This is a genomic window from Streptomyces sp. JN8, assembly GCF_055808075.1.
Genome location: NZ_CM147852.1, coordinates 5,595,879 through 5,619,265, shown reverse-complemented (window position 1 = coordinate 5,619,265; position 23,387 = coordinate 5,595,879). Strand labels below are relative to the sequence as shown.

The window sequence follows — 23,387 nt, the reverse complement described above, 5'->3', positions numbered from 1 at the left end:
CGGTCAGCCCTGTGCCAGGTACTCCTTCTACCAGGATAAAGACACTCTGGTACCAGGCTGAGAGGCGGCGGATCGTCGGATGCGTGACTACGACCTCCGCTTCCCCCCGCTCCCAGGGACCCCAGGGTTCTCCGGCACCCGCCCCGGGCGGCACCCCGCCCGGGACCGGTGCCGTCGTCCACGGCCGGCCGGCACTGGGCCCGCTCGGCCTGTTCACCGTGCTGCTCGGCGCGGCCCTGCCGCTGATCGACTTCTTCATCGTCAACGTCGCCCTGCCGTCGATCGACCACGACCTGGCGGCGGGCCCGGCGCTCCTGGAACTCGTCGTCGCCGGGTACGGGCTGTCGTACGCCGTCCTGCTCGTCCTCGGCGGGCGGCTGGGCGACCTCTTCGGGCGCCGACGGCTCTTCCTCGCCGGCATGGCGGCCTTCGGCCTGACGTCGCTGGCCTGCGGTCTGGCCCCGGACGCCTGGACGCTCGTCGGGGCGCGGGTGGCGCAGGGCGCCGCGGCGGCGCTGATGCTGCCGCAGGTCCTCGCGACCATCCACTCCTCGACGGAGGGGGCCCGCCGGGCCCGGGCGCTGAGCCTGTACGGGGCGACCGCGGGGCTCTCCATGGTCGCCGGGCAGATCCTCGGCGGCGTCCTGGTGGCGGCCGACCTCGCGGGCTCGGGCTGGCGCGCGGTCTTCCTGGTGAACGTGCCGGTGGCGGTGGTCGGCCTGCTCCTGGCCTTCCGCACGGTGCCGGAGACCCGCTCGGACCGCCCGGCGCCGGTGGACGTGCCGGGCACCCTGCTGCTGGGCCTGGCGCTGACCACGCTGCTCGTTCCGCTCACGGAGGGCCGGGCGGCGGGCTGGCCGGTGTGGACGTGGGTGTCGCTGGCCGTGTTCCCTTTCGCGGCCGTGGCGTTCTGGCGGGTGGAGCGGCGGACGGACCGCCGGGGCGGCATGCCGCTGGTCCCGCCGAGCCTGCTGGGGCTGGTGTCGCTGCGGCGCGGGCTGGTGCTGCTGCTGCCGCTGTGCATGGGCTTCGGCGGCTTCATGTTCGTGATCGCGGTCGCGCTCCAGCAGGGGCTCGGTCTGGGGGCGGTCGCCTCGGGGCTGGCCCTGGTGCCGATGGCCCTGGCGTTCTTCGGCGCCTCGCTGGCGGGTCCCCGGCTGGTACGGCGCTGGGGCACGCGCGTGGTGACGGCCGGCGGCCTCGTCCAGGGGGTCGGCATCGCCCTGCTCGCGGTGACGGTGTGGCGCGCCTGGCCGGACCTGTCGGTGGCGGTCCTGCTCCCCGGCATGGCGATCGCGGGACTCGGCCAGGGCCTTCAGCTGCCGGTGCTCTTCCGCGTGATCCTCTCGGAGGTCCCCGGGGAGCGCGCGGGGGTGGGGAGCGGAGTGATGGTGACGACCCAGCAGTCGGCCCTGGCCCTCGGGGTGGCCACGCTGGGCTCCCTCTACCTGGGCCTGGCGGCCTCGCCCGCGGGGGCCGGCGCCGCCCTGACGACGACCCTCGTGGTCCAGCTGGCCATGGTGGCCCTGACGGTGGCCCTGTCCGCCCGCCTGCCGAGGCACGCGGGCTAGTCCCGCGCCGCGCACGGGGGCGGCGCGGGAGCGGGCGAAGGGCAACGGGGCGACGGCCAGGGGCGGGGTGGGGCCCGGACGGGGTGGGGCGTGCCAGGTGGGGCACGAGCGGGGTGGGGCGTGCCAGGTGGGGCACAGGCGGGGTGGGTACGGGCGGGGTGGGGCACGGAACGACGGAAGGGCCCGGGGCGCGACGGCGCTCCGGGCCCTTCCTCGTGCGGTGGTGCCTACTCCTGGCCGGTGGCCTCGGCCTCGCCGGCCTCCCGGGTGCGCTCGCGCATCCGCTTCAGGAGGTCCTGCTTGCGGTCGTCGGCGGACGGCCGGGCCGCGCCGCGGCTCCGCTCGTCGCCGTGCCGGTCGGCGCGGGACAGCTTCTTGCGCTGCCCTCCGACGCCGAGGAGGTTGTTGCGGCTCTTCGCCACGGTGTTCTCCCGTCGATGAGGTGGTCACTGGTCTGACTCGGGCTGCCCATGCGGGAGCTCACTCGTAGATCTGGAAGAACTGGGAGAACGAAGACATGGGGCCGACGCTACCCCCGTCCGGCGGGGCCCGGCACCCGGTTTTCCCCCGCCACGACGCCCCTCTTCCGGCCACCGCGGACCGAGCCCGACCGGCCCGGCACACCCGAGGGAATGACAGATGTTGAAATCTGTCATCGGTCATGCCATGGTTGTTCTGTCCGACCGATCCACCGCTTCCCGGACTCCGAGGAGACCGCCATGACCACCGCCAGCCGCCCCGTCCCCACCCGCCGCCTCGGCGCCACCGGCCCCGAGGTCTCCGCCCTCGGCCTCGGCTGCATGGGCATGTCCGCGCTGTACGGCGAGAGCGACCGCGCCGAGTCGATCGCGACGATCCACGCCGCCCTGGACGCGGGGGTGACCCTGCTCGACACGGGCGACTTCTACGGCATGGGGCACAACGAGCTGCTGATCGAGGAGGCGCTGCGCACGGCCCCCGCGGCCGCCCGCGAGCAGGCCCTGACCAGCGTGAAGTTCGGCGCCCTGCGCACCGTCGAGGGCGGCTTCACCGGATACGACGGGCGCCCGGCCGCCGTGAAGAACTTCGCGGCCTACTCGCTCCAGCGGCTCGGCACCGGCCACATCGACATCTACCGGATCGCCCGCGTCGACCCCGACGTGCCGATCGAGGAGACCGTCGGCGCCATCGCCGAACTCGTCGAGGCGGGCCACGTCCGGCACATCGGGCTCTCCGAGGTCGGCGCCGACACCCTGCGCCGGGCGGCGGCCGTCGCCCCGATCGCGGACCTCCAGATCGAGTACTCCCTGATCTCCCGGTCGATCGAGGAGAAGATCCTGCCCACCGCCCGGGAGCTGGGCATCGGCGTCACGGCGTACGGAGTCCTGTCACGCGGACTGATCAGCGGCCACTTCACCCGCGACCGCGAGCTGGCGGCCGGCGACTTCCGCGGCATGAGCCCGCGCTTCCAGGGCGAGAACCTCCGGCGGAACCTGGACCTCGTGGAGCGGCTCCGCACCCTCGCCGAGGCCAAGGGCGTGACCGTGGCGCAGACCGCGATCGCCTGGGTCCTCGCCCAGGCCGAGCGGCAGCGCGCGGACATCGTCCCGCTGGTGGGCGCCCGCCGCCCGGACCGGCTGGCGGAGGCGCTCGGCGCCCTGGACGTCACGCTCGACGCCGCGGACCTGGCGGCGATCGAGGAGGCCGTCCCGGCGGGCTCCGCCGCGGGCGAGCGCTACCCGGCGGCGCAGATGGCGCATCTGGACAGCGAGCACTGACAGGTACTGTCCTTCCATGGCCGCCACCGAGACCCTGACCGCCGAGCGCATCCTCGAAGCCACCGAGGAGGTGCTGCGCCGCTACGGACCGGCGAAGGCGACCGTCGTGGACGTGGCCCGGGTCCTCGGCGTCAGCCACGGCAGCGTGTACCGCCACTTCCGCACCAAGGCGGCCCTGCGCGAGGCGGTGACGGAGCGGTGGCTCTCGCGCACCGAGACCGCCCTCGCCGAGCTGACGGCGACACCCGGCCTGGCGGCGCCGGACAAGCTCCACGAGTGGTTCGCGCGCCTCTTCGAGGCCAAGCGGCACAAGGCGGGCGACGACCCCGAGCTGTTCGCCACGTACAACGTGCTGATCGACGAGAACAGCGGAGTGGTCGACCAGCACATCGACGTCCTGATCGGCCAGGTCCGGTCGATCGTCGAAGAAGGGGCCCGGGAGGCGGAGTTCGCCGCACCCGACCCCGAGGCGACGGCCCGCGCCCTCTTCCACGCCACCGCCCGCTTCCACGACCCGGGCTACGCCCCGGAGTGGCGGCGCCCCGCGATCGAGACGGAGTTCGAGTCCGTGGTGGGCCTGCTGCTGCGCGGCCTCCGCGCCTGACGGCCCCGCCCGAGGGCGCGGCCCCTCCTGTCGGCCCCTCCTGACGGCCCCGCCCGAGGGCGCAGCCCGACGAGCCCGGCCAGCCCCGGACGCCCGCCCGTCCGGTCCCTCCCCTCCCCCGGCGCCAGGTCGTGCCGGGCGCCCGACGCCACGGGAAAGCCCCCGGTTCCGCGGAGGAACCGGGGGCTTCGCCGTGCGCGGGGAGCGGACTCAGCAGCCGAGCAGGCGGCTGCCCAGGTAGCCCTGGATCTGGTCGAGGGAGACGCGCTCCTGCTTCATGGTGTCGCGCTCGCGCACCGTCACCGCGTTGTCCTCGAGGGTGTCGAAGTCGACGGTCACGCAGAACGGGGTGCCGATCTCGTCCTGGCGACGGTAGCGGCGGCCGATGGCGCCGGCGTCGTCGAACTCGATGTTCCAGTTCTGGCGCAGGTCCGCCGCCAGGCCCTTGGCCTTCGGGGAGAGCTGCGCGTTGCGGGAGAGCGGCAGGACCGCGGCCTTGACCGGGGCCAGGCGGTGGTCGAGGCGCAGCACGACGCGCTTCTCCATGACGCCCTTGGCGTTGGGGGCCTCGTCCTCGTTGTACGCGTCGAGGAGGAAGGCCAGCATCGCGCGGCCGACACCGGCGGCGGGCTCGATGACGTACGGCGTGTACGCCTCGCCGGACTCCTGGTCCAGGTAGGTCAGGTTGGCGCCGGAGGCCTTGGCGTGCGCGTTCAGGTCGTAGTCGGTGCGGTTGGCGACGCCCTCCAGCTCGCCCCACTCGCTGCCGCCGAACTGGAAGCGGTACTCGATGTCGGCGGTGCGCTTCGAGTAGTGGGAGAGCTTCTCCTTGGGGTGCTCGTACCAGCGCATGTTCTCCTCACGGAGACCCAGGCCCGTGTACCAGTTCCAGCGCTGCTCCATCCAGTATTCCTGCCACTGCTCGTCCTCGCCCGGCTTGACGAAGAACTCCATCTCCATCTGCTCGAACTCGCGGGTGCGGAAGATGAAGTTGCCCGGAGTGATCTCGTTCCGGAAGGACTTGCCCATCTGACCGATGCCGAACGGGGGCTTCTTGCGCGAGGTGGTCTTCACCTGGGCGAAGTTGGTGAAGATGCCCTGCGCGGTCTCGGGACGCAGGTACGCGACGGAGCCGGTGTCCTGGGTCGGGCCGAGGTGCGTGGAGAGCAGGCCGGAGAACTGCTTGGGCTCGGTGAAGGTGCCCTTGTTGCCGCAGTTCGGGCAGTTGAGGTCGGCGAAGCCGTTCTCGGGGAGGCGGCCGTGCTTCTCCTCGTACGCCTCCTCCAGGTGGTCGGCGCGGAAGCGCTTGTGGCAGGAGGTGCACTCGGTCAGCGGGTCGGTGAAGGTGGCGACGTGGCCGGAGGCCTCCCAGACCTCGGTGGCCAGGATGACCGACGAGTCGATGCCGACGACGTCCTCACGCGAGGTGACCATGTAACGCCACCACTGGCGCTTCAGGTTCTCCTTCAGTTCGACACCCAGCGGTCCGTAGTCCCAGGCGGCACGCTGGCCGCCGTAGATCTCGCTGCACGGGTAGACGAAGCCACGGCGCTTGCTCAGGCTGACGATGGTGTCGATCTTGTCGGCGGCCACGGTGCTCTCTTCATTACGACGACGAAGTGCGAATGCCTCAGGTTACCGGCGCCCGCACCCCCCGTATCAAATCGGTTCTACGAGCGGCTCCCGCCGCGGCCCTCCCGGGTCCCGCGTGCGGGGAGCCACACGTACGACAATTGACAATCGTTTCCAGTTTTGTTGAAAATGAGTGTCATGAACGTATGTCGCCTCATACCCGCCACCGCCGTCGCCGGAGCCGTCACGCTCGGCATCGTCACCCTCTCCGCCTGCGGCGGAACGTCCGACGCGGCCGACAAGGGAAGCGGCGGCAAGCTGGACGTGGTGGCGTCGTTCTACCCCATGCAGTACCTGGCCGAGCAGATAGGCGGCGGCCACGTCGCCGTCGACACCCTCACCAAGCCCGGCGTCGAACCCCACGACCTGGAGCTCAAGCCGCGGCAGATCGGCGCGCTCGGCGAGGCCGACGTCGTCCTGTACCTCAAGGGCATCCAGCCCGCCGTCGACGACGCGATCGCCCAGGCCGGCGTGAAGAACACCGTCGACGCCGCCACCCTCACCAAGCTGGAGGCCCACGGCACCGAGGTCGGCCACGAGGGCCACGACCACGCCGAGGGCGACCACGCCGGGGACGGGCACGCGGAGGAGGAGGCCGGGCACGACCACGGCTCCGAGGCCGGCGCCGACCCGCACATCTGGCTCGACCCCGTGAAGTACGCCGAGGTCGCCAAGGGCGTCGGAAGCGCCCTGGAGAAGGCCGACCCGGCGAACGCCGCCGACTACCGGAAGAACACCGACGCACTCGTCAAGAGGCTCGGCGACCTGAACACCGCCTTCGCCGACGGCCTGAAGAACACCACGACGAAGACCTTCATCACCACCCACTCCGCCTTCGGCTACCTCGCCGAGCGCTACGGCCTCGATCAGGAGGGCATCTCCGGCATCGACCCCGAGTCCGAGCCGAGCCCCGCCCGGATCAAGGAACTCCAGGACGTCGCGAAGAAGGACGGGGTCACCACCGTCTTCTTCGAGACCCTCGCGAGCGACAAGACCGCGAAGACCCTCGCCGGCGACGCCGGCCTCACGACCGACGTGCTCGACCCGCTGGAGGGAATCACGGACACGTCCAAGGGCGATGACTACATCGAGGTCATGCGCTCCAACCTCGCCGCGCTGCAGAAGGCCCTCGGCGCGAAGTGATCACCGCACAGCAGGAGGTACGAGCCATGGCAGCCCCGACACGTGAACGGGAAGCCGTCATCTCCGTCCGCGGAGCCACCGCGGCCCTCGGCGCCCGGCCCGTCCTCCGCGGCGTCGACCTCACCGTCCGGCGCGGTGAGGTCGTCGCCCTGCTCGGCGCCAACGGCTCCGGCAAGTCCACCGCGGTCCGCTCCGTCATCGGCCAGGTGCCGCTGACCGGCGGCACCATCGAGCTGTTCGGCACGGAGCGGAAGCGGTTCCGCGACTGGGCCCGGGTCGGCTACGTGCCGCAGCGGACCACCGCCGCGAGCGGCGTCCCCGCCACCATCCGCGAGGTCGTCTCCTCCGGCCGCCTCTCCCGCCGCAGGTTCGGCTGGCTGACCAAGGCCGACAAGGCCGCCGTCGAGCGGGCCATCGACCTCGTCGGACTCGCCGACCGCGCCCGGGACTCCGTCTCCGCGCTCTCCGGCGGGCAGCACCAGCGGGTGCTGATCGCCCGCGCGCTCGCCGCCGAGCCGGAGCTCCTGATCATGGACGAGCCGATGGCGGGCGTGGACCTCGCGAGCCAGGAGATCCTCGCCTCGACCCTGCGCGAGCAGGTCGCCGGCGGCACCTCCGTCCTCCTCGTCCTGCACGAGCTGGGCCCCCTGGAGCCGCTGATCGACCGCGCGGTCGTGCTCCGCGACGGCTGCGTCGTCCACGACGGCCCGCCCCCGGAGGCCCTCGGCCAGCACGCGCTGCCGGGCCACGACCACGTCCATCCGCACGCGGCCGGGGAGCCGCTCCGCACGGGTCTGCTGACCTGAGGAAGCTGACCTGATCATGGAAATGCTCGATCTCGCCTTCATGCAGCGCGCGCTCCTCGCGGCCGTGCTCGTCGGCATCACCGCCCCCGCCGTGGGCATCTACCTGGTCCAGCGCCGGCAGGCGCTGATGGGCGACGGCATCGGCCACGTGGCCATGACCGGCGTCGGCCTCGGCTTCCTGCTGAACTCCAGCCCGGTCTGGATGGCGACCCTCGTCGCCGTCGTCGGCTCGGTCGGCATGGAGCTGATCCGGGCGTACGGCAAGACCCGCGGCGACCTCGCGCTCGCGCTGCTCTTCTACGGCGGCATGGCCGGCGGCGTCCTGCTGATCAACCTCTCGCCGACCGGCTCCAACGCCAACCTCAGCTCCTACCTCTTCGGCTCGCTCTCCACGGTCTCCGAGGAGGACCTCACCGCGATCGGCGTCCTGGCGGCCTTCGTCGTCCTGGTCACGGTCGGACTGCGCCGGCAGCTCTTCGCGGTCAGCCAGGACGAGGAGTTCGCCCGGGTCACCGGCCTCCCCGTGCGCGCCCTGAACCTGCTGATCGCGGTCACGGCCGCGGTGACCGTCACGGTCGCCATGCGGGTCGTCGGCCTGCTCCTGGTCAGCGCGCTCATGGTGGTGCCGGTCGCGGCGGCCCAGCAGCTGTCGAAGTCCTTCCGCGCGACCTTCGTCCTCGCGGTGGTGACGGGCATCACGGTCACCCTGGCGGGCACGGTCACCTCGTACTACCAGGACGTGCCGCCCGGCGCGACGATCGTCCTGTACGCGATCGGCGTCTTCGTCCTGCTCACCCTGCTCGCCACGCCGCTCGCCAAGCGCCGGGCGAGGGCGGCCGAGGCGGACGCGGAGAGCTGCGACGCACCGGTTCCGGCGACCCGGCGGCCCTCGGACGACGTGAAGGTCTGATCCGGCCCGGACGCGGGGCCGCGGGGGGCTGGCAGAATGGCGGGGGCAGACAAGGATCCAAGGAGGCCCCCGTGGTGACGGCAGGACCCCCCGTACGAGGCCGCTCGACCAAGCAGCGTGCCGCCGTCTCCGCGGCGCTGAACGAGGTGGACGAGTTCCGCAGCGCCCAGGAGCTGCACGACATGCTCAAGCACCGCGGCGACTCGGTCGGCCTCACCACCGTCTACCGCACGCTCCAGTCCCTCGCGGACGCGGGCGAGGTCGACGCGCTGCGCACGAGCGAGGGCGAGACGGTGTACCGCCGCTGCTCGACCGGCGACCACCACCACCATCTGGTGTGCCGGGTCTGCGGCAAGGCCGTGGAGGTGGAGGGCCCGATGGTGGAGCAGTGGGCCGAGGCGATCGCCTCGGAGCACGGCTTCGTGAACGTGGCGCACACCGTGGAGATCTTCGGCACCTGTGCCGACTGCGCCGGGAAGTGACCCGGCGGGCACCGACCTGACATACGAGAGGGCCCGTACCCCCGGGGTACGGGCCCTCTCGCGTACCGCTCAGCCCTTGTCGAGGACCGCCAGGTCGGCCGGGTCGACGCCGCCGAAGCGGCGGTCGCGCTGGGCGTACTCGATGCAGGCGCGCCAGAGGTCGCGGCGGTCGAAGTCGGGCCAGAGCACGTCCTGGAAGACCATCTCGGCGTAGGCGCTCTGCCAGATCAGGTAGTTGGAGGTGCGCTGCTCGCCGCTGGGCCGCAGGAAGAGGTCCACGTCCGGCATGTCCGGGTAGTAGAGGTACTTCTGGATGGTCTTCTCGGTGATCTTCGCCGGGTCGAGGCGGCCGGCCTTCACGTCCTCGGCGAGGGCCTGCGCCGCGTCGGTGAGCTCCGCGCGGCCGCCGTAGTTCATGCAGAAGTACAGCGTGAGGCGGGTGTTGTCCTTGGTCTGCTCCTGCGCGACCTGGAGCTCCTTCGCGACCGACTTCCACAGCTTGGGCATGCGGCCGACCCAGCGCACCCGCACGCCGAGGGAGTCGAGCTGGTCGCGGGACTTGCGGATGAAGTCGCGGTTGAAGTTCATCAGGAAGCGCACCTCCTCGGGGGAGCGCTTCCAGTTCTCGGTGGAGAAGGCGTAGAGCGAGATCGAGCCCACGCCCATCTCGATCGCGCCCTGGAGCACGTCGAGCACCTGCTCGGCGCCGACCTTGTGGCCCTCGGTGCGGGGCAGGCCGCGCTCCTTGGCCCAGCGGCCGTTGCCGTCCATGACGATCGCGACGTGCTCCGGGACGAGCTCGGACTGGAGCTTCGGCGGGCGGGCGCCCGACGGGTGCGGCTCGGGGGTGCTGTACTCCCGGCGCTGTCGACCGAGCAGTCGTGCGATGGCCATGACGTGGTCTCTCCTACCTAGCTTTTCTCTACGTACCGCAGCGAGCGCAGGCCGCGCTCCAGGTGCCAGTGCAGATAGGCGGACACGAGTCCGCTGCCCTCCCTGACGTGACGCGGCTCGCACGCGTCCGCCGTCGCCCAGTCGCCGGTGAGCAGCGCGCTGAGCAGGCCGATGGCCTCCGCCGAGGGTACGACGCTTCCGGCGACCCGGCAGTCGCCGCATATGACGCCGCCCGCCGCGACCGAGAAGAACCGGTTGGGGCCGTGGATGCCGCACTTGGCGCAGTCCTCGAAGCTCGGCGCGTAGCCGTTCACGGCGAGGGAGCGGAGGAGGAAGGCGTCGAGGATGAGGTGGGGGGCGTGCTCGCCCCGGGCGAGCGTCCGCAGTGCGCCGACGAGCAGCAGGTACTGCTGCACGGCGGGCTCGCCCTCGTGGTCGGTGAACCGCTCGGCCGTCTCCAGCATGGCGGTGCCGGCGGTGTAGCGGGCGTAGTCGGTGACGATGCCGCCGCCGTACGCGGCGATGGTCTCGCTCTGGGTGCAGAGCGGCAGACCGCGCCCGACCAGCTCGCTGCCGCGGGCGAAGAACTGCACGTCCACGTGGGAGAACGGTTCGAGCCGCGCCCCGAACTTCGACTTGGTCCGCCGGACCCCGCGGGCGACGGCCCGCACCCGGCCGTGGCCGCGGGTGAGGAGGGTGATGATGCGGTCCGCTTCCCCCAGCTTCTGGGTGCGCAGCACGATGCCGTCGTCGCGGAACAGACTCATGCGGCCATTCTCGCGCACGCCGGAGGCGGCCCGGGCCGGAGTCGGGAGGCCCGCGGTGCGGGCCGGGGGCGCGCGCCCGCGCGGGAGGCCGAGAGTTCACCTCCCGTCCACCTCGGCGTGGGGGTGCCGGGGCTTAGGCTCCGGGCGTGGACATACCCGTCGCGTTCCGCTGGGTGCTCGCGGCCCTGCTGGTCCTCCAGCTCGTCGCCCTCGTTCCCGTCGCGCGCCGGATGCGGCGTCCCGATCCCGCTGTCAGGACCGACGCCCGGCTCGACCTGCTCGACGCCGTGAGCTCCCTGACGCTCCTGGCCGGCCTCGCCCTGGGCCGGAGCGCGCTGATGCTCGCGGGGTTCGTCCTCCTCGGCGCGGTCATCGCGGTGAAGGGGTTCCGGGCGCTCCGCGTCCGGCGGGAGGTCTGATCCGGCGTACGGCGAAAGCCCGGCCGGGAGGGGCTCCCGGCCGGGCGTTCCGTGTCGCGTGTCCCGGGGAGTCAGGGCACCTCGCCGCGGCTCCGCGCGTTCACGTGCGCCGTGGCGGCGCTCAGCCGCTCGGCCGAGGTCGCCTCGCGGACCCCGTCGGGCTCCACGTCCCACTCCCGTCCACCGCCCAGCGGTCGGATCTGGACGTAGGGCCCTTCGTGGCCCATGACCCTCCCGACCCGTCCGGTGCGGATCTCGACGACGTACGACCCGATGGGCAGTGTCATGACCGGTTCTCCTCCCCCGGCGGAACGGCGTCGGCGGGCAGCCGGGCCGAGTCCGCCGTGCGGCTTCGCAGGGCGACGGGCGGCCACGGAGGACCGGCGGCGAGGGCGACGGCTCCGGGCCCGGCTGAAGGACGCCGGATTCCGGCGTTCGCGAGCGGCTCGCTCAATTCCGTCACCACCTCGTGTGCGACTTCGATGGCCCCCGTGGTCCTCTTCATGATGTCTTCCTCACCAACGTATGCCTTTCTGAATCCATTTCCGGCTTCGCCTCACCAGAGGGGCGCCGGATCCGTAGGATCGACGGATCCGCGGTGCGTGCAACTGGCTCACACGGTCGACGAGTTAACCCCTGGCCGCAGGCGTGCGGCGGGATACGGGGGGCTTTGCCCGGAAGGGCATTCGGTTATCACGGAGAGGCCGCGGGGCCGAATGGAACACGCCGGGCGGACTGGTGTTCGCCCAGGGCGCACACCTCTTCCCGTTCGAATCGGGAAATACGAATGGCGAGGCCGTGAGCGGCCTCGATAATCGACGGGATCCCGCAATGCGACGGCATCGCCGAACGGGTGCGCCGCGCCCTCCCGGCACGCCCCCGCGGGGCCCCCGGATGTCCCACGGCCGCCGCCCGGGCCTACGATCGCGGGCGCACCGGCCCCGCCGTCAGCCCCGGTCCGGCCGCGCGTGACCGGACCCCCCCGGCGGCTCTTATGGAAGTCATAAGTCCGCCTTATGGGCTCATAGACCGGGGGCGGGTACCCGTTCGGCTCGCGCATTATTTAGGGTGACCTAAGTGTCGGCGGCCTCGCCGCCACGTCGCTTGCGAAGGGAACCAGTCATGCCCCGCCCCCTCCGGGTCGCGATCGTCGGCGCCGGCCCCGCCGGAATCTACGCCGCCGATGCGCTGCTGAAGTCCGAGGCCGCCGCCGAGCCGGGTGTGTCCATCGACCTCTTCGAGCGGATGCCCGCCCCCTTCGGCCTCATCCGCTACGGCGTCGCCCCCGACCACCCGCGCATCAAGGGCATCGTCAACGCCCTCCACCAGGTCCTCGACAAGCCGCAGGTCCGCCTCTTCGGCAACATCGACTACGGCACCGACATCCACCTCGACGACCTGCGCGCCTTCTACGACGCCGTGGTCTTCTCGACCGGCGCCATGGCCGACCGCCCGCTCGACATCCCGGGCGTCGAGCTCGACGGTTCGTACGGCGCAGCCGACTTCGCCTCCTGGTACGACGGCCACCCGGACGTCCCGCGCACCTGGCCGCTCGACGCGGAGAAGGTCGCCGTCCTCGGCGTCGGCAACGTGGCCCTCGACATCGCGCGCATCCTCGCCAAGACCGGCGACGAGCTGCTGCCGACCGAGATCCCCGCCAACGTCTACGACGGCCTCAAGGCCAACAAGGCCGTCGAGATCCACGTCTTCGGACGCCGGGGACCGGCCCAGGCCAAGTTCAGCCCGATGGAGCTGCGCGAACTGGACCACTCCCCCACCATCGAGGTCATCGTCAACCCCGAGGACATCGACTACGACGAGGGCTCGATCGCCGAGCGGCGCAAGAACAAGCAGACCGACATGGTCGCCAAGACCCTGGAGAACTGGGCGATCCGCGACGTCGGCGACCGCCCGCACAAGCTCTTCCTGCACTTCTTCGAGTCGCCCGTCGAGATCCTCGGCGAGGACGGCAGCGTCGTCGGCCTGCGCACCGAGCGCACCGAGCTGGACGGCACGGGCAACGTGAAGGGCACCGGCACGACCACGGACTGGGACGTCCAGGCCGTCTACCGCGCCGTCGGCTACCTCTCCGACGAGCTGCCCAAGCTCCCCTGGGACGCCGCCAGCGGCACCGTCCCGGACGAGGGCGGCCGGGTCGTCGAGGAGACCGGCGAGCACATGGCCTCCACGTACTGCACCGGCTGGATCCGCCGCGGCCCCGTCGGCCTCATCGGCCACACCAAGGGCGACGCCAACGAGACCGTGGCGAACCTCCTCGACGACTTCGCGAACGGCCGCCTGCTGACCCCGGACAACCCGGAGACGGACGCCGTCGTGTCCTTCCTGGAGGCCAAGGGGCTCACGTACACCACGTGGGAGGGCTGGTACGCCCTGGACGCCGCCGAGAAGGCGCTCGGCGAGCCGCAGGGCCGCGAGCGCGTCAAGATCGTCGAGCGCGAGGACATGCTGCGCGCGAGCGGCGCCATCGCGTAGGACCGCGCAGGCCCTCGCCCCTTCCCCGGCCTACCCTGAGAGGACCGGGAAGGGGCGAGAGCCATGTCCGTACCCACCACGACCAACCCGGTCGACCGGGCCAGGAGCGCCGCGGCCCGCGAGTCCTGGGCCGAGGCCTACGCGCTGCTCCACGCCAACGACCGGCACCCCTCGCGCGGCCTGACCGCCGACGACCTCTCCGTCCTCGCCGACGCCGCCTGGTGGTCCGGGCACGTCGACGAGTCCGTGGCGGCCCTCCTCCGGGCGCACGCCGCCTTCCTCGCGGCCGACGACCACCGGGGCGCCGGCCTCGCCTCCTGGCGGCTGTACGACGAGTACACCGGCCTCGGACGCCCCGCGGCCGCCGCCGGCTGGCTCCACCGGGCCCGGCACCACCTGGAGGACCTGCCGGACTGCCCCGAGCGGTGCTTCCTGGAGATGACGGCCTCCGAGGAGGCCTCGGACCGCGGCGACCACCGCTCCGCCCTCGCCGCGACCCGTCGCATGACCGCCCTGGCCCGCGCCTCCGGCAGCCCCGACCTCCTCGCCCTCAGCCACCAGGCCGGATCCCGCGCCCTCCTCGCGGCCGGCCGCAGGACCGAGGGCCTCGCCCTCCTCGACGACGCGATGAGCGCGGTGGCCGCGGGCGGACTCAGCGGCATCGTGACCGGCCGGCTCTACTGCCTGGCCCTGACCCGGTGCGGGGAGGCCGCCGACCTCGCGCGGGCCGTCGAGTGGACGAACGCGGCGATGGAGTGGTGCGCCCCGCCGTGGACCGGCCGCCCGCCGGACCGGAGCACGGACCACGGCACGGGCGCGGACAGCCGTACGGGCCCGAGGACGGACCGCGGCACGGATACGGACCACGGCACGGGCACAGACCGCGGCACGGTCCCGAGCACAGACCGCGGACCGGATACGCGTACGCGCACGGCGGAGCCGGAGACGGCCGGCAGCGCCCCTGTCCCCGCCCCGCTCCCCATGACCGTCCCCTCGGGCGAGAACCCCTTCCGTGGCGTCCTCCGGGCGCACCGTGTCGCCGTCCTCGATCTCCTCGGGGCCTGGGCGCTCGCCGAGGCGGAGGCCCGGCAGGCCTGCCGCGAGGTGCCGGTGGACCGCCTGGAGTCGGCCGCCGCCGCGTACTACGCCGCCGGGGACGTCCAGCGCCGCCAGGGCCGCCTCGAAGCGGCCGCCGTCTCCTACGGCCACGCCCACGAGCTGGGCCGGATCCCCCAGCCGGGCCTCGCGCTGCTGCGTCTCGCGCAGGGCCGGGCCGACGCGGCCGTGGCCGGTGTCGACCTGGCCCTGGCCTGCCGGAACGACCCCGACCACGACCTCCTGGGCCGGGCCCGCCTGCTGGCCGCCCGGACCGAGGTGGCGCTCGCCGTCCGCGACCTGCCCGGCGCGGCGCGGGCGGCGGAGGACCTCGACGCCCTCGCGGGGGCCGGCGGCGCGGGCGCTCCTCCCGCCGGGGACCGCGCCGAGGGCGCGCCCGCGGCGCTCGGGCGGCACGAGGACGTCCCCCTGCTGGGGGCCCTGGCCGACACCGCACTCGGCGCGGTGGCGCTCGCCGAGCGGCGCCCCGGCGCCCTGCCGGCCCTCCGCCGGGCCCTGGGCGGATGGCTGGGGCTGCGCGTGCCGTACGAGGCCGCACGGGTGCGGATGCTGCTCGCGGCCGCCTGCCGGGCCGCGGGCGACGAGGAGGCGGCCCGTCTGGAGCTCGGTACCGCGCGGGTGGTCTTCGAGCGGCTCGGGGCCGCACCGGACGCCCGGCGCGCGGCCGCGCTGGTCGCCGGCGGATCGCGCCGGCGGCTCCCGGGCGGGCTCACCGCGCGGGAGGCGGAGGTGCTGCGGCTGGTCGCCTCGGGAGGCACGAACAAGGACGTCGCCCGCGCCCTGGAGATCAGCGAGCAGACCGTCGCCCGGCACCTGAACCACGTCTTCGCCGCCCTGGGCGTCGGCTCCCGCGCCTCCGCCACGGCCTACGCGTACGCGCACGGTTTGGTCTGAACGACCGGTCAGGGGCCTGCGGACCTGGAGCGCGGGATCGTCCGCGGGGTGCGTCCGCGCGCCCCGGGCGGGGAGCCGCTACGCGACCGTCCGGGCCGAGTCCAGCAGCCGCGCGACGTCCTCCGGGGCGAGGGCCAGCGCGTTGCCGACGGTCCCCAGGACCTCGTGCTCGGCCGGGCTGTAGACCCCGTCGGCGAGGGCGATCCGGGCGGCCTGGAGCAGGATCGACTCCCGCCCGGAGGGCGCCAGGTGCGGGGTGAGGGGCTCCAGGGCCTCGTGCAGCTCGATGGCGAGGAGCGCGCCCTCGGGGTTCACCTCGGGCATGAAGCGGCCGGTGTCGGCCTCCAGGGCCTCGACGAGGTCGACGAGCTGGACGGCGGTGCACTCGGCGAAGCCGGCGGACCGGACGGCGCTCACGGCCCGGTCGAGGACCGCGCGGGAGCCGGTGCCGCCGGCCGCGAGCACGGCGAGGGCGACGGTGTGCACGGCGTCCCGCAGCATCGCGGAGAAGCGGCTGGTCGTGGGGTGGTCGAGCACCTCGGTGCCGAAGTGGGTGTGGCAGGCCGCGCACTCGACGACGGGCCCCGTACAGCCCCGGGGCAGGACCGGGACCCCGAGGACGGCGAACCGGCGGCGTCCGGTGCGGCGCCGGTAGTTCCGGTCGCCCCCGCACTCCTCGCAGAAGAACTCGCCGTCTCCGACCGTGTTCCAGGAGGTGCGGATTCCGCAGACGCCCACTTTCCCACCACGTGAATTCCGGGCAGACCGCACACGCACCTCCTCGACGGCCCGGCTGCACTGCCGGCGTTGGCGTGATGTTAGCCACATCCTTGATGTGGCGTCAGCACCCCGTCACGACTTCACCGCGGAGTTGGCCGAGACACGTCATCCTCCGTGCGGCGCGGCGGCGGGGCTTTGCTCAGGCCAGAAAGGCTCCGCCGGGCCCCCGGGCGGGCTCCACCGGGACGGCCGTGCGGGGAGCGATGGCCGAAGCGGTCCTCGCGAGATCACCCTCCGGGGTGGCGGCGGCCCGCGAAACGTCACCCGGCCCGGACGCGGGACGGCCCCCGCCCCCTCGGAGGGGGCGGGGGCCGTCCGCGGCACGCCGGTTCAGCGGACGGAGCGGTTGACCGCCGAGACGACCGCCTTCAGCGAGGCGCGGGTCGTGTTGGCGTCGATGCCGATGCCCCACAGGACCTTGCCGTCGATGGCGCACTCGATGTACGAGGCGGCCTGCGCGGAAGCGCCCTCGCTCATGGTGTGCTCCTGGTAGTCCAGCAGGCGGGCGTCCACGCCGATCTCCTGCAGGGCGGCGAAGAAGGCGGAGATCGGGCCGTTGCCGGAGCCGGACAGGACGGTCTCGGCGCCGTCGACGACCGCCTCGACGGTCAGCGTGTCCGTGCCGTCGGTGTCGGAGGTCGACTGGCCGGAGCGCAGCTGGATGCGGCCCCAGCGAGCCGCGGCGCCGTCGGGGCTGGGCAGGTACTCGTCCTGGAAGACGGACCAGATCGCGGCCGGCGTGACCTCGCCGCCCTCGGTGTCGGTCTTCTGCTGGATGATCTTCGAGAACTCGATCTGCATCCGGCGGGGCAGGTCCAGCTTGTGGTCGTTCTTCAGGACGTACGCGATGCCGCCCTTGCCGGACTGCGAGTTGACCCGGATGACGGCCTCGTAGGAGCGGCCGACGTCCTTCGGGTCGATCGGCAGGTAGGGCACGGCCCACTCGATGTCGTCGACGGTGACGCCCCGGGCGGCCGCGTCGGCCTCCATCGCGTCGAAGCCCTTCTTGATGGCGTCCTGGTGGGAGCCGGAGAAGGCCGTGTAGACCAGGTCGCCCGCGTAGGGGTGGCGCGGGTGGACCTCCATCTGGTTGCAGTACTCGCTCGTGCGGCGGATCTCGTCGATCTGCGAGAAGTCGATCTGCGGGTCGACGCCCTGGCTGAACAGGTTCATGCCCAGGGTCACCAGGTCGACGTTGCCGGTGCGCTCGCCCTGGCCGAACAGGCAGCCCTCGATGCGGTCGGCGCCCGCCATGATGGCCAGCTCGGCCGCCGCGACGGCCGTGCCGCGGTCGTTGTGCGGGTGGACCGAGACGCAGATGTGCTCGCGGCGGGTCAGGTTGCGGGACATCCACTCGAAGCGGTCCGCGTGCGTGGAGGGCGTCGAGCGCTCCACGGTGGCGGGCAGGTTCAGGATGATCTCGCGGCCCGGGCCCGGCTGCCAGACGTCGCAGACCGCCTCGCAGACCTCCAGGGCGAAGTCCAGCTCGGTGTCGGTGAAGATCTCGGGGCTGTACTGGTAGCCGAAGGTCGTCTCCGGGCCCAGCAGCTTCTCCGCGTACTCCATGACCAGCCGGGTGCCGTCCACGGCGATCTGCTTGATCTGCTCCTTCGAGCCGCGGAAGACGACCCGGCGGAAGGTGGGCGCGGTGGCGTTGTACAGGTGGACGGTGGCGCGCTTCGCGCCGACCAGGGACTCCACGGTCCGCTCGATCAGGTCCTCGCGGGCCTGCGTCAGTACGGAGATGGTGACGTCGTCCGGGATCGCGCCCTCTTCGATGATGGAGCGCACGAACGCGAAGTCGGTCTCGCCGGAGGACGGGAACCCGACCTCGATCTCCTTGTAGCCCATGCGGACCAGCAGGTCGAACATCTCGCGCTTGCGGGCCGGGGACATCGGGTCGATCAGGGCCTGGTTGCCGTCGCGCAGGTCGGTCGACAGCCAGCGCGGGGCCTTGGTGATGCGCTGCTCGGGCCAGGTGCGGTCGGGGATCCGCACGGCCTCGTACGGCGCGTACTTGTGGATCGGCATCCCGGACGGCTTCTGCAGCTGCGTCGCGTTGGTGATCGGCGTGGGGCGGCTGACGAACGGTGACTGGGACATGTGCGTTGGGCTCCTCGGGTCCGGCAAGAAGGACGGCCGACTGTCGAACGCAACACCAGGTCCCGCGGGGAGGGGGTCGGCCTACGACTACAGGCCCTCGCCGCGGCAGCTAAGGAGAAGCAGCCCGAAACGCATGATGTGCCGCAGCCTAGCCCAGGGACGCCGCACGCGGACGTCCTGTATCAGTATGCGGGACGACCCCCGCGTCAAGCCCGAACAGTGACGCATCACTCCATTTCGCCAATCCTCGTCTCAGCCGGTGACAGGGCGCTCACGCAGTGCCACATTGCGAGCATGAACCCCCAGACGCCCGTCTTCTGCTCGATCGTCCCCCCGCACCTCCTGGAGCACCTGGCGCATTCCGCGAACCCGGCCGTCGCCCGGGCCGCGCGCCGCACCCTCATCGCCGACGCCTCGGCCCGTACGTTCCGGATCCTGCCGCTGCCGGGCACCGCGCCCACGCTCGGACCCGCCGAGGCCGGCCGCCCCCACCGCACGATCTACGACTGCGAGCGCGGCACCGACCTGCCCGGGACGAAGGTCCGCGGCGAGGGCGACGAGGCGACCGGGGACGCCGCCGTCAACCGGGCGTACGCCGGCCTGGGCGCCACCTTCGACCTGTTCCTGAACGCCTTCGGGCACCACTCGATCGACGGCGCGGGCCTGCCGCTGCTCGCCTCCGTCCACTACGACGAGAAGTACGGCAACGCCTTCTGGAACGGCGAGCAGATGGTGTTCGGCGACGGCGACGACGAGGTCTTCCTCGACTTCACCCTCCCGGTGGACGTCATCGGCCACGAACTGGCCCACGGCTTCACCCAGTACTCGGCGAACCTGGAGTACTTCAGCCAGTCCGGCGCCCTCAACGAGTCCGTCTCCGACGTCTTCGGCTCCCTGGTCAAGCAGTACACGCTCGGCCAGTCCGCGGACCGGGCGGACTGGCTCATCGGCGAGGGCCTCTTCCACCCGAACGTGGAGGGGACGGCGCTGCGGTCCATGAAGGCCCCGGGCACGGCGTACGACGACGACGTCCTGGGCAAGGACCCGCAGCCCGGCCACATGGACGACTACGTCCGCACCGGCCGGGACAACGGCGGCGTCCACATCAACTCCGGCATCCCCAACCACGCCTTCTACCTGGCGGCGACCGAGCTGGGCGGCAACGCCTGGGAGCGGGCCGGGCAGATCTGGTACGACGTGATGACCGGCGGGACCCTCACCCCCGAGGCCCGCTTCTCCGAGTTCGCGGCGGCCACGGTCGCGGCGGCGCGGTCGCGCTACGGCGACGGGGAGGAGATCCAGGCCGTCCTCAAGGCCTGGTCCGCGGTGGGCGTACCGACCGGCTGACCGGGCTGGTAGACAGGTCCCATGCGGATTCGAGTGCGGCGCACGGGCGGCTTCGCGGGCATCGAGCGGTCGGCGGAGGTGGACACCTCCGGCCGGCCGGACGCCGCCGAGTGGCACGCCCTGGCGGGCGCGGTCCTCGCCGACGGCGACGACCGCGCCGAGGGGGTGCCGGACGGCTTCCGGTACGAGATCACCGTCGACGCCCACACGGTCCACTGCGGCGACCCGCGCCTGACGGAGGCCCAGCGGACCCTCGTGTCGAGGGTCCTCAAGGAGGGCGCGTGACCCGCGTGCGCCCGCCGGCGGCCCCGCCCGGGAGCCGGCGGCGGGACTAGAAGCCGAGCTTGCGCAGCTGCTTCGGGTCGCGCTGCCAGTCCTTCGCGACCTTGACGTGGAGGTCCAGGAAGACCGGGGTGCCGAGGAGGGCCTCGATGTGCTTGCGGGACTTCATGCCGACCTCCTTGAGGCGGCTGCCCTTCGGGCCGATGATGATGCCCTTCTGGCTGGGACGCTCGATGTACACGTTGGCGTGGATGTCGAGCAGCGGCCGGTCCGCCGGGCGGTTCTCGCGCGGGATCATCTCCTCGACGACCACCGCGATCGAGTGCGGCAGCTCGTCCCGGACGCCTTCGAGCGCGGCCTCGCGGATCAGCTCCGCGACCATGACCTGCTCGGGCTCGTCCGTGAGGTCGCCCTCCGGGTAGAGCGGCGGGGACTCCGGGAGGAGCGGGATCAGCAGGTCGGCGACGAGCTGCACCTGCTTGTTGCCGACGGCCGAGACCGGCACGATCTGCGCCCACTCGAAGCCCAGCTCCTTGCCGAGCTGGTCGATCGCGATGAGCTGCTCGGCGAGCGTCTTGGAGTCGACCAGGTCGGTCTTGGTGATGATGGCGACCTTGGGGGTCTTCTTGATCCCGGCGAGTTCCTTGGCGATGAACTTGTCGCCGGGGCCGAGCTTCTGGTCGGCGGGCAGGCAGAAGCCGATCACGTCGACCTCGGCCCAGGTGGTGCGCACGACGTCGTTGAGCCGCTCGCCGAGGAGGGTGCGCGGCTTGTGGAGGCCGGGGGTGTCCACGAGGATCAGCTGCGCCTCGGGGCGGTGCACGATGCCGCGGACGGTGTGCCGGGTGGTCTGCGGCCGGTTCGAGGTGATGGCCACCTTCTGGCCGACCAGAGCGTTCGTGAGGGTGGACTTGCCCGCGTTGGGGCGGCCGACGAAGCAGGCGAAGCCGGCCCGGTGGACGGCTTCGGTTTCTTGGTTGCGAGCGCTCATGGGGGCCATTGTCCCCGATGAGCGCCCGCCTCACGTACTCACGTGCGCCCGCGGCTCCGCGCGGGCCGCCCGGTGGCGCCGGATCCGCAGCCCGAAGGCGCCCGCGGCGCCTCCGACGAGCAGGATCGCGGCGGCGAGCCAGGGCAGGGCGAGGAAGGAGGCCGTGCCGGTCTCCCGGACGTCCTTCGCGGTGGCGGTGAGGGTGATGTCGCCCCAGTCGAGCTGCGGGGAGCCGGTCCACCGCGCGGTGAGCCGGATCCGCTGCCGGGGCAGCAGCTCGGACGGCACCTCCGCGAGGTCGCGGTCGAGCAGGGTGCGGCCGAAGAGGCCCTCCGCCCGGAGGGCGACCTTGGGGTTGAGGGTGACGTTGCCCCGGTTGTGCAGGGTGTACGAGACGAGCGCGCTGCTCGTGCCGGTGCCGGGGACCAGCGGCCGGTCCTGGTCGACGGTGACGTCCTCGACGCCGAGGGCGGGGACGGTCGGCCCGTTGACCCGGAGGTAGAGGCGGGCGGCGACGGCGCGCTGGACGCCGACGGCGACGGCGCCCCGCCCGCCGGGGCTGATCCGCTCGTCGAGGGCGACGAGGGCCCCCGGGTGGTCGCCGGGATCGGCGTCGGCGGGGACGGCCAGCGTGTACCGGACGGTGACGGCGGAGCGCGGCGGGACGGTGATCCGGGTCCGCTCGGGCCTGATCCAGGCGCCGGCGCCGGTCTGCCGCTCCCGCTGGGTGCGGACGGCGAAGCCGCCGTCCCGGTCGGTGTTGTAGGCGTCGGCGCCGTAGAGCCGGAAGGTGAGGGGGGCGGCGGTCTTGTTGGCGACGGTGACCCGGTCGGTGAGGGTGGAGCCCGGGTCGGCGGTCAGGAAGAAGTAGGGGCGGCTGCCCGGCCGGGCGGCCGCCGGGTAGACGGCCCACTCGCCGTTCTCGGCGGCCCCGGCCTGCGGGGCGGGGGCCAGGAGCAGCAGCAGGACGCTCAGGAGGAGTACGTAGGGCGTGCGCACGAGTCGGAACCCCCGGGGTGCGGAGCGGGCCGGCCGGGTGCGCGCCCGGCCCGCACGGTGGTCAGGACAGGGTGAGCGTGAGGACGCCCGCGTACGAGCCCGGCGCGGTGAAGGCCGGTACGTCGAGGGAGAGCCCCGCGTCGATCGTGAACTCGCCGCCCGTGAGGGCGCCGTTCGGCGTGGAGGCGAGGGTGGCGCCGGCGCTGCCCACCGGGCCCGGCGAGCCCGCCGCGCAGGCGCTGGGGCTGCCGGCCTTGGCGGTGCAGGCCGGGGTCCAGCTGAGGTTGCCGGCGCCGAGGGAGCCGCCGGTGCCGGTGAAGTCGGTGACCTTGCCGGTGAGGGACCAGCCCGCGGGGCCGCCGCGGAAGTCCTTCACGGTGACGGTCCTGAGGTCGCCGGTGGCCGCGCCGCCCTGGCCGAAGTCGACGGAGGTCAGTTCGACCGCGTCGCCCTCCTGGGTCATGGACAGCTCCCCGGCGGTGACCGCCGCGGTGATCGTCTGGCTGTTCGGCGGCGCCGGGACGACGACCTTGTACGCGGCGGGGCCCGCGCCCTTGTCGGGGTCCCATGCCGCACCCTCGTAGGCCACGATCCCGGTGGTCGCGACGTCGTTGACCTTCAGGCGGGCGGCGAAGGCGCCCTCGCCGTCGGTCGTGACGGTCATCCGGTCGGCGGTCTCCGCCGCTCCGGCGCGGCCGACGACGGTGACCTCGGTGAGCGGGGTGAACCGGGAGCCGTTGACGGCGACCCGGACGCCCGGGTCGCCGGACGCGGTGTCGAGCGACAGCGCCCGGGTGTTGGGGTTGGTCACGGGGCCCGCGACGACCGTCTCGGAGACCGGGGCGGGCGGGTTCAGCACCGTACAGGGGGTGTCCAGCTCCATGAGGTAGCTGGTGTGGATGTTGTAGTCGCCGGGCGAGAGGGTGATCGACCCGGCCTGGGTGACCGTGAAGGTGCCGGTCATCGAGAAGGCCGGGAAGGAGCCCTTGCCGGGGACCGGCGGGTTCTTCTTGGGGCCGTTCACGGTGATCGCGCCGCTCTGCGCCCCGCCGAGGACGACCTTGCCGCTGGGCGTCATGATGTCGGCCGGCAGCGCGAGGTCGACCGGGTTGGACGCGGCGGGCTTGGTGACGGTGTACGTGACCGTGACCGTCTCGCCGACCTTGGGGCTGGACTTGTCGACGGTGATCTCGGCGGTGGTGGTGCCCGTGATGGGCGGGATGCCGGCGATCGGCGGGGGGACGCAGCGGGTCTGGAATTCAACCGGCTGCGAGGTGGTGGTCGCGCCGGCCGGGGCCGCGAGCGCGCCTCCTGCGACCGCGAGGGCGGTGGCGCCGAGGACGGCGGTCCAGCGCCGTCTTCGGGCCGCCGCCCGGGATCGGGTGAGTGCCATGGGG

22 protein-coding genes are annotated in these 23,387 nt (G+C 72.8%); 12 read left to right on the top strand and 10 right to left on the bottom strand.

The window, feature by feature from the left end:
* The first annotated feature begins 83 nt into the window (after window positions 1–83).
* Window positions 84–1,571 (top strand): MFS transporter, encoded by a 1,488-nt coding sequence (locus ACY0MR_RS24725; RefSeq protein WP_473555411.1) that lies wholly within the window; start codon window positions 84–86, stop codon window positions 1,569–1,571.
* Window positions 1,572–1,798: 227 nt separating this feature from the next.
* On the opposite strand, the gene ACY0MR_RS24720 is transcribed toward ACY0MR_RS24725, so the two are convergent.
* Complete coding sequence (locus ACY0MR_RS24720; RefSeq protein WP_361850443.1) at window positions 1,799–1,993, bottom strand: DUF6243 family protein; 195 nt, start codon at window positions 1,991–1,993, stop codon at window positions 1,799–1,801.
* Window positions 1,994–2,290: 297 nt separating this feature from the next.
* Here ACY0MR_RS24720 and ACY0MR_RS24715 point away from each other — a divergent pair, with 297 nt between their 5' ends.
* Both ACY0MR_RS24715 and ACY0MR_RS24710 read left to right on the top strand, forming a co-directional pair.
* Entirely contained in the window at window positions 2,291–3,328 is a 1,038-nt protein-coding gene (locus tag ACY0MR_RS24715) for an aldo/keto reductase (RefSeq protein ID WP_473555408.1), read from the top strand.
* A gap of 16 nt (window positions 3,329–3,344) precedes the next feature.
* The gene (locus ACY0MR_RS24710) at window positions 3,345–3,932 is read left to right on the top strand and encodes a TetR/AcrR family transcriptional regulator (RefSeq protein ID WP_388798997.1); all 588 of its coding nucleotides are present in this window, start codon (window positions 3,345–3,347) and stop codon (window positions 3,930–3,932) included.
* 210 nt (window positions 3,933–4,142) lie between these two features.
* On the opposite strand, the gene ACY0MR_RS24705 is transcribed toward ACY0MR_RS24710, so the two are convergent.
* Window positions 4,143–5,525, bottom strand: a complete 1,383-nt coding sequence (locus ACY0MR_RS24705; protein ID WP_361850449.1) for a glycine--tRNA ligase — start codon at window positions 5,523–5,525, stop codon at window positions 4,143–4,145.
* 177 nt (window positions 5,526–5,702) lie between these two features.
* On the opposite strand from ACY0MR_RS24705, the gene ACY0MR_RS24700 reads away from it, so the two are divergent.
* From ACY0MR_RS24700 to ACY0MR_RS24685, 4 genes are all read left to right on the top strand, one after another.
* Window positions 5,703–6,707 carry a metal ABC transporter solute-binding protein, Zn/Mn family gene (locus ACY0MR_RS24700; RefSeq protein ID WP_473555405.1) on the top strand — a complete coding sequence of 335 codons (1,005 nt, stop codon included), beginning with the start codon at window positions 5,703–5,705 and terminating at the stop codon, window positions 6,705–6,707.
* Window positions 6,708–6,733: 26 nt separating this feature from the next.
* Window positions 6,734–7,513, top strand: coding sequence for a metal ABC transporter ATP-binding protein (locus ACY0MR_RS24695; RefSeq protein WP_361850453.1), 780 nt, complete (start codon window positions 6,734–6,736; stop codon window positions 7,511–7,513).
* Window positions 7,514–7,529: 16 nt separating this feature from the next.
* Window positions 7,530–8,423: a metal ABC transporter permease gene (locus ACY0MR_RS24690; RefSeq protein WP_361850455.1), complete on the top strand. Its 894-nt coding sequence runs from the start codon at window positions 7,530–7,532 to the stop codon at window positions 8,421–8,423.
* A 71-nt stretch (window positions 8,424–8,494) separates the two neighbouring features.
* Complete coding sequence (locus tag ACY0MR_RS24685) at window positions 8,495–8,905, top strand: Fur family transcriptional regulator (protein ID WP_148004192.1); 411 nt, start codon at window positions 8,495–8,497, stop codon at window positions 8,903–8,905.
* Window positions 8,906–8,974: 69 nt separating this feature from the next.
* Here ACY0MR_RS24685 and ACY0MR_RS24680 read toward each other — a convergent pair whose 3' ends face one another.
* A complete protein-coding gene (locus tag ACY0MR_RS24680) occupies window positions 8,975–9,799 on the bottom strand; it encodes an isoprenyl transferase (RefSeq protein WP_361850457.1) in 825 nt (274 codons plus the stop codon).
* A 17-nt stretch (window positions 9,800–9,816) separates the two neighbouring features.
* Window positions 9,817–10,566, bottom strand: a complete 750-nt coding sequence (recO, locus tag ACY0MR_RS24675) for a DNA repair protein RecO (RefSeq protein WP_361850459.1) — start codon at window positions 10,564–10,566, stop codon at window positions 9,817–9,819.
* 146 nt (window positions 10,567–10,712) lie between these two features.
* Here recO and ACY0MR_RS24670 point away from each other — a divergent pair, with 146 nt between their 5' ends.
* Window positions 10,713–10,985 carry a hypothetical protein gene (locus ACY0MR_RS24670; RefSeq protein WP_473555401.1) on the top strand — a complete coding sequence of 91 codons (273 nt, stop codon included), beginning with the start codon at window positions 10,713–10,715 and terminating at the stop codon, window positions 10,983–10,985.
* 71 nt (window positions 10,986–11,056) lie between these two features.
* Here ACY0MR_RS24670 and ACY0MR_RS24665 read toward each other — a convergent pair whose 3' ends face one another.
* On the bottom strand, window positions 11,057–11,272 hold the full coding sequence (locus tag ACY0MR_RS24665) for a hypothetical protein (RefSeq protein ID WP_015033506.1): 216 nt from the start codon (window positions 11,270–11,272) through the stop codon (window positions 11,057–11,059).
* 835 nt (window positions 11,273–12,107) lie between these two features.
* On the opposite strand from ACY0MR_RS24665, the gene ACY0MR_RS24660 reads away from it, so the two are divergent.
* Window positions 12,108–13,478: an FAD-dependent oxidoreductase gene (locus ACY0MR_RS24660; RefSeq protein WP_388798983.1), complete on the top strand. Its 1,371-nt coding sequence runs from the start codon at window positions 12,108–12,110 to the stop codon at window positions 13,476–13,478.
* A 63-nt stretch (window positions 13,479–13,541) separates the two neighbouring features.
* Window positions 13,542–15,488 (top strand): LuxR C-terminal-related transcriptional regulator, encoded by a 1,947-nt coding sequence (locus tag ACY0MR_RS24655; protein WP_473555399.1) that lies wholly within the window; start codon window positions 13,542–13,544, stop codon window positions 15,486–15,488.
* Between the two features lie 78 nt (window positions 15,489–15,566).
* On the opposite strand, the gene ACY0MR_RS24650 is transcribed toward ACY0MR_RS24655, so the two are convergent.
* On the bottom strand, window positions 15,567–16,259 hold the full coding sequence (locus tag ACY0MR_RS24650; protein WP_361850469.1) for a TerB family tellurite resistance protein: 693 nt from the start codon (window positions 16,257–16,259) through the stop codon (window positions 15,567–15,569).
* A gap of 339 nt (window positions 16,260–16,598) precedes the next feature.
* Window positions 16,599–18,371: a 2-isopropylmalate synthase gene (gene leuA / locus ACY0MR_RS24645; protein WP_473555396.1), complete on the bottom strand. Its 1,773-nt coding sequence runs from the start codon at window positions 18,369–18,371 to the stop codon at window positions 16,599–16,601.
* A 294-nt stretch (window positions 18,372–18,665) separates the two neighbouring features.
* Between leuA and ACY0MR_RS24640 the strand changes: the two genes are divergently transcribed.
* Both ACY0MR_RS24640 and ACY0MR_RS24635 read left to right on the top strand, forming a co-directional pair.
* The gene (locus ACY0MR_RS24640) at window positions 18,666–19,718 is read left to right on the top strand and encodes a M4 family metallopeptidase (RefSeq protein ID WP_473555393.1); all 1,053 of its coding nucleotides are present in this window, start codon (window positions 18,666–18,668) and stop codon (window positions 19,716–19,718) included.
* 21 nt (window positions 19,719–19,739) lie between these two features.
* A complete protein-coding gene (locus ACY0MR_RS24635; RefSeq protein ID WP_388798971.1) occupies window positions 19,740–20,003 on the top strand; it encodes a protealysin inhibitor emfourin in 264 nt (87 codons plus the stop codon).
* Between the two features lie 46 nt (window positions 20,004–20,049).
* On the opposite strand, the gene era is transcribed toward ACY0MR_RS24635, so the two are convergent.
* From era to ACY0MR_RS24620, 3 genes are all read right to left on the bottom strand, one after another.
* On the bottom strand, window positions 20,050–21,000 hold the full coding sequence (era, locus tag ACY0MR_RS24630) for a GTPase Era (protein ID WP_373313716.1): 951 nt from the start codon (window positions 20,998–21,000) through the stop codon (window positions 20,050–20,052).
* Between the two features lie 21 nt (window positions 21,001–21,021).
* A complete protein-coding gene (locus ACY0MR_RS24625; protein WP_388798964.1) occupies window positions 21,022–21,990 on the bottom strand; it encodes a COG1470 family protein in 969 nt (322 codons plus the stop codon).
* Window positions 21,991–22,051: 61 nt separating this feature from the next.
* Complete coding sequence (locus tag ACY0MR_RS24620) at window positions 22,052–23,383, bottom strand: WxL domain-containing protein (protein ID WP_473555390.1); 1,332 nt, start codon at window positions 23,381–23,383, stop codon at window positions 22,052–22,054.
* Between the last annotated feature and the right edge of the window lie 4 nt (window positions 23,384–23,387).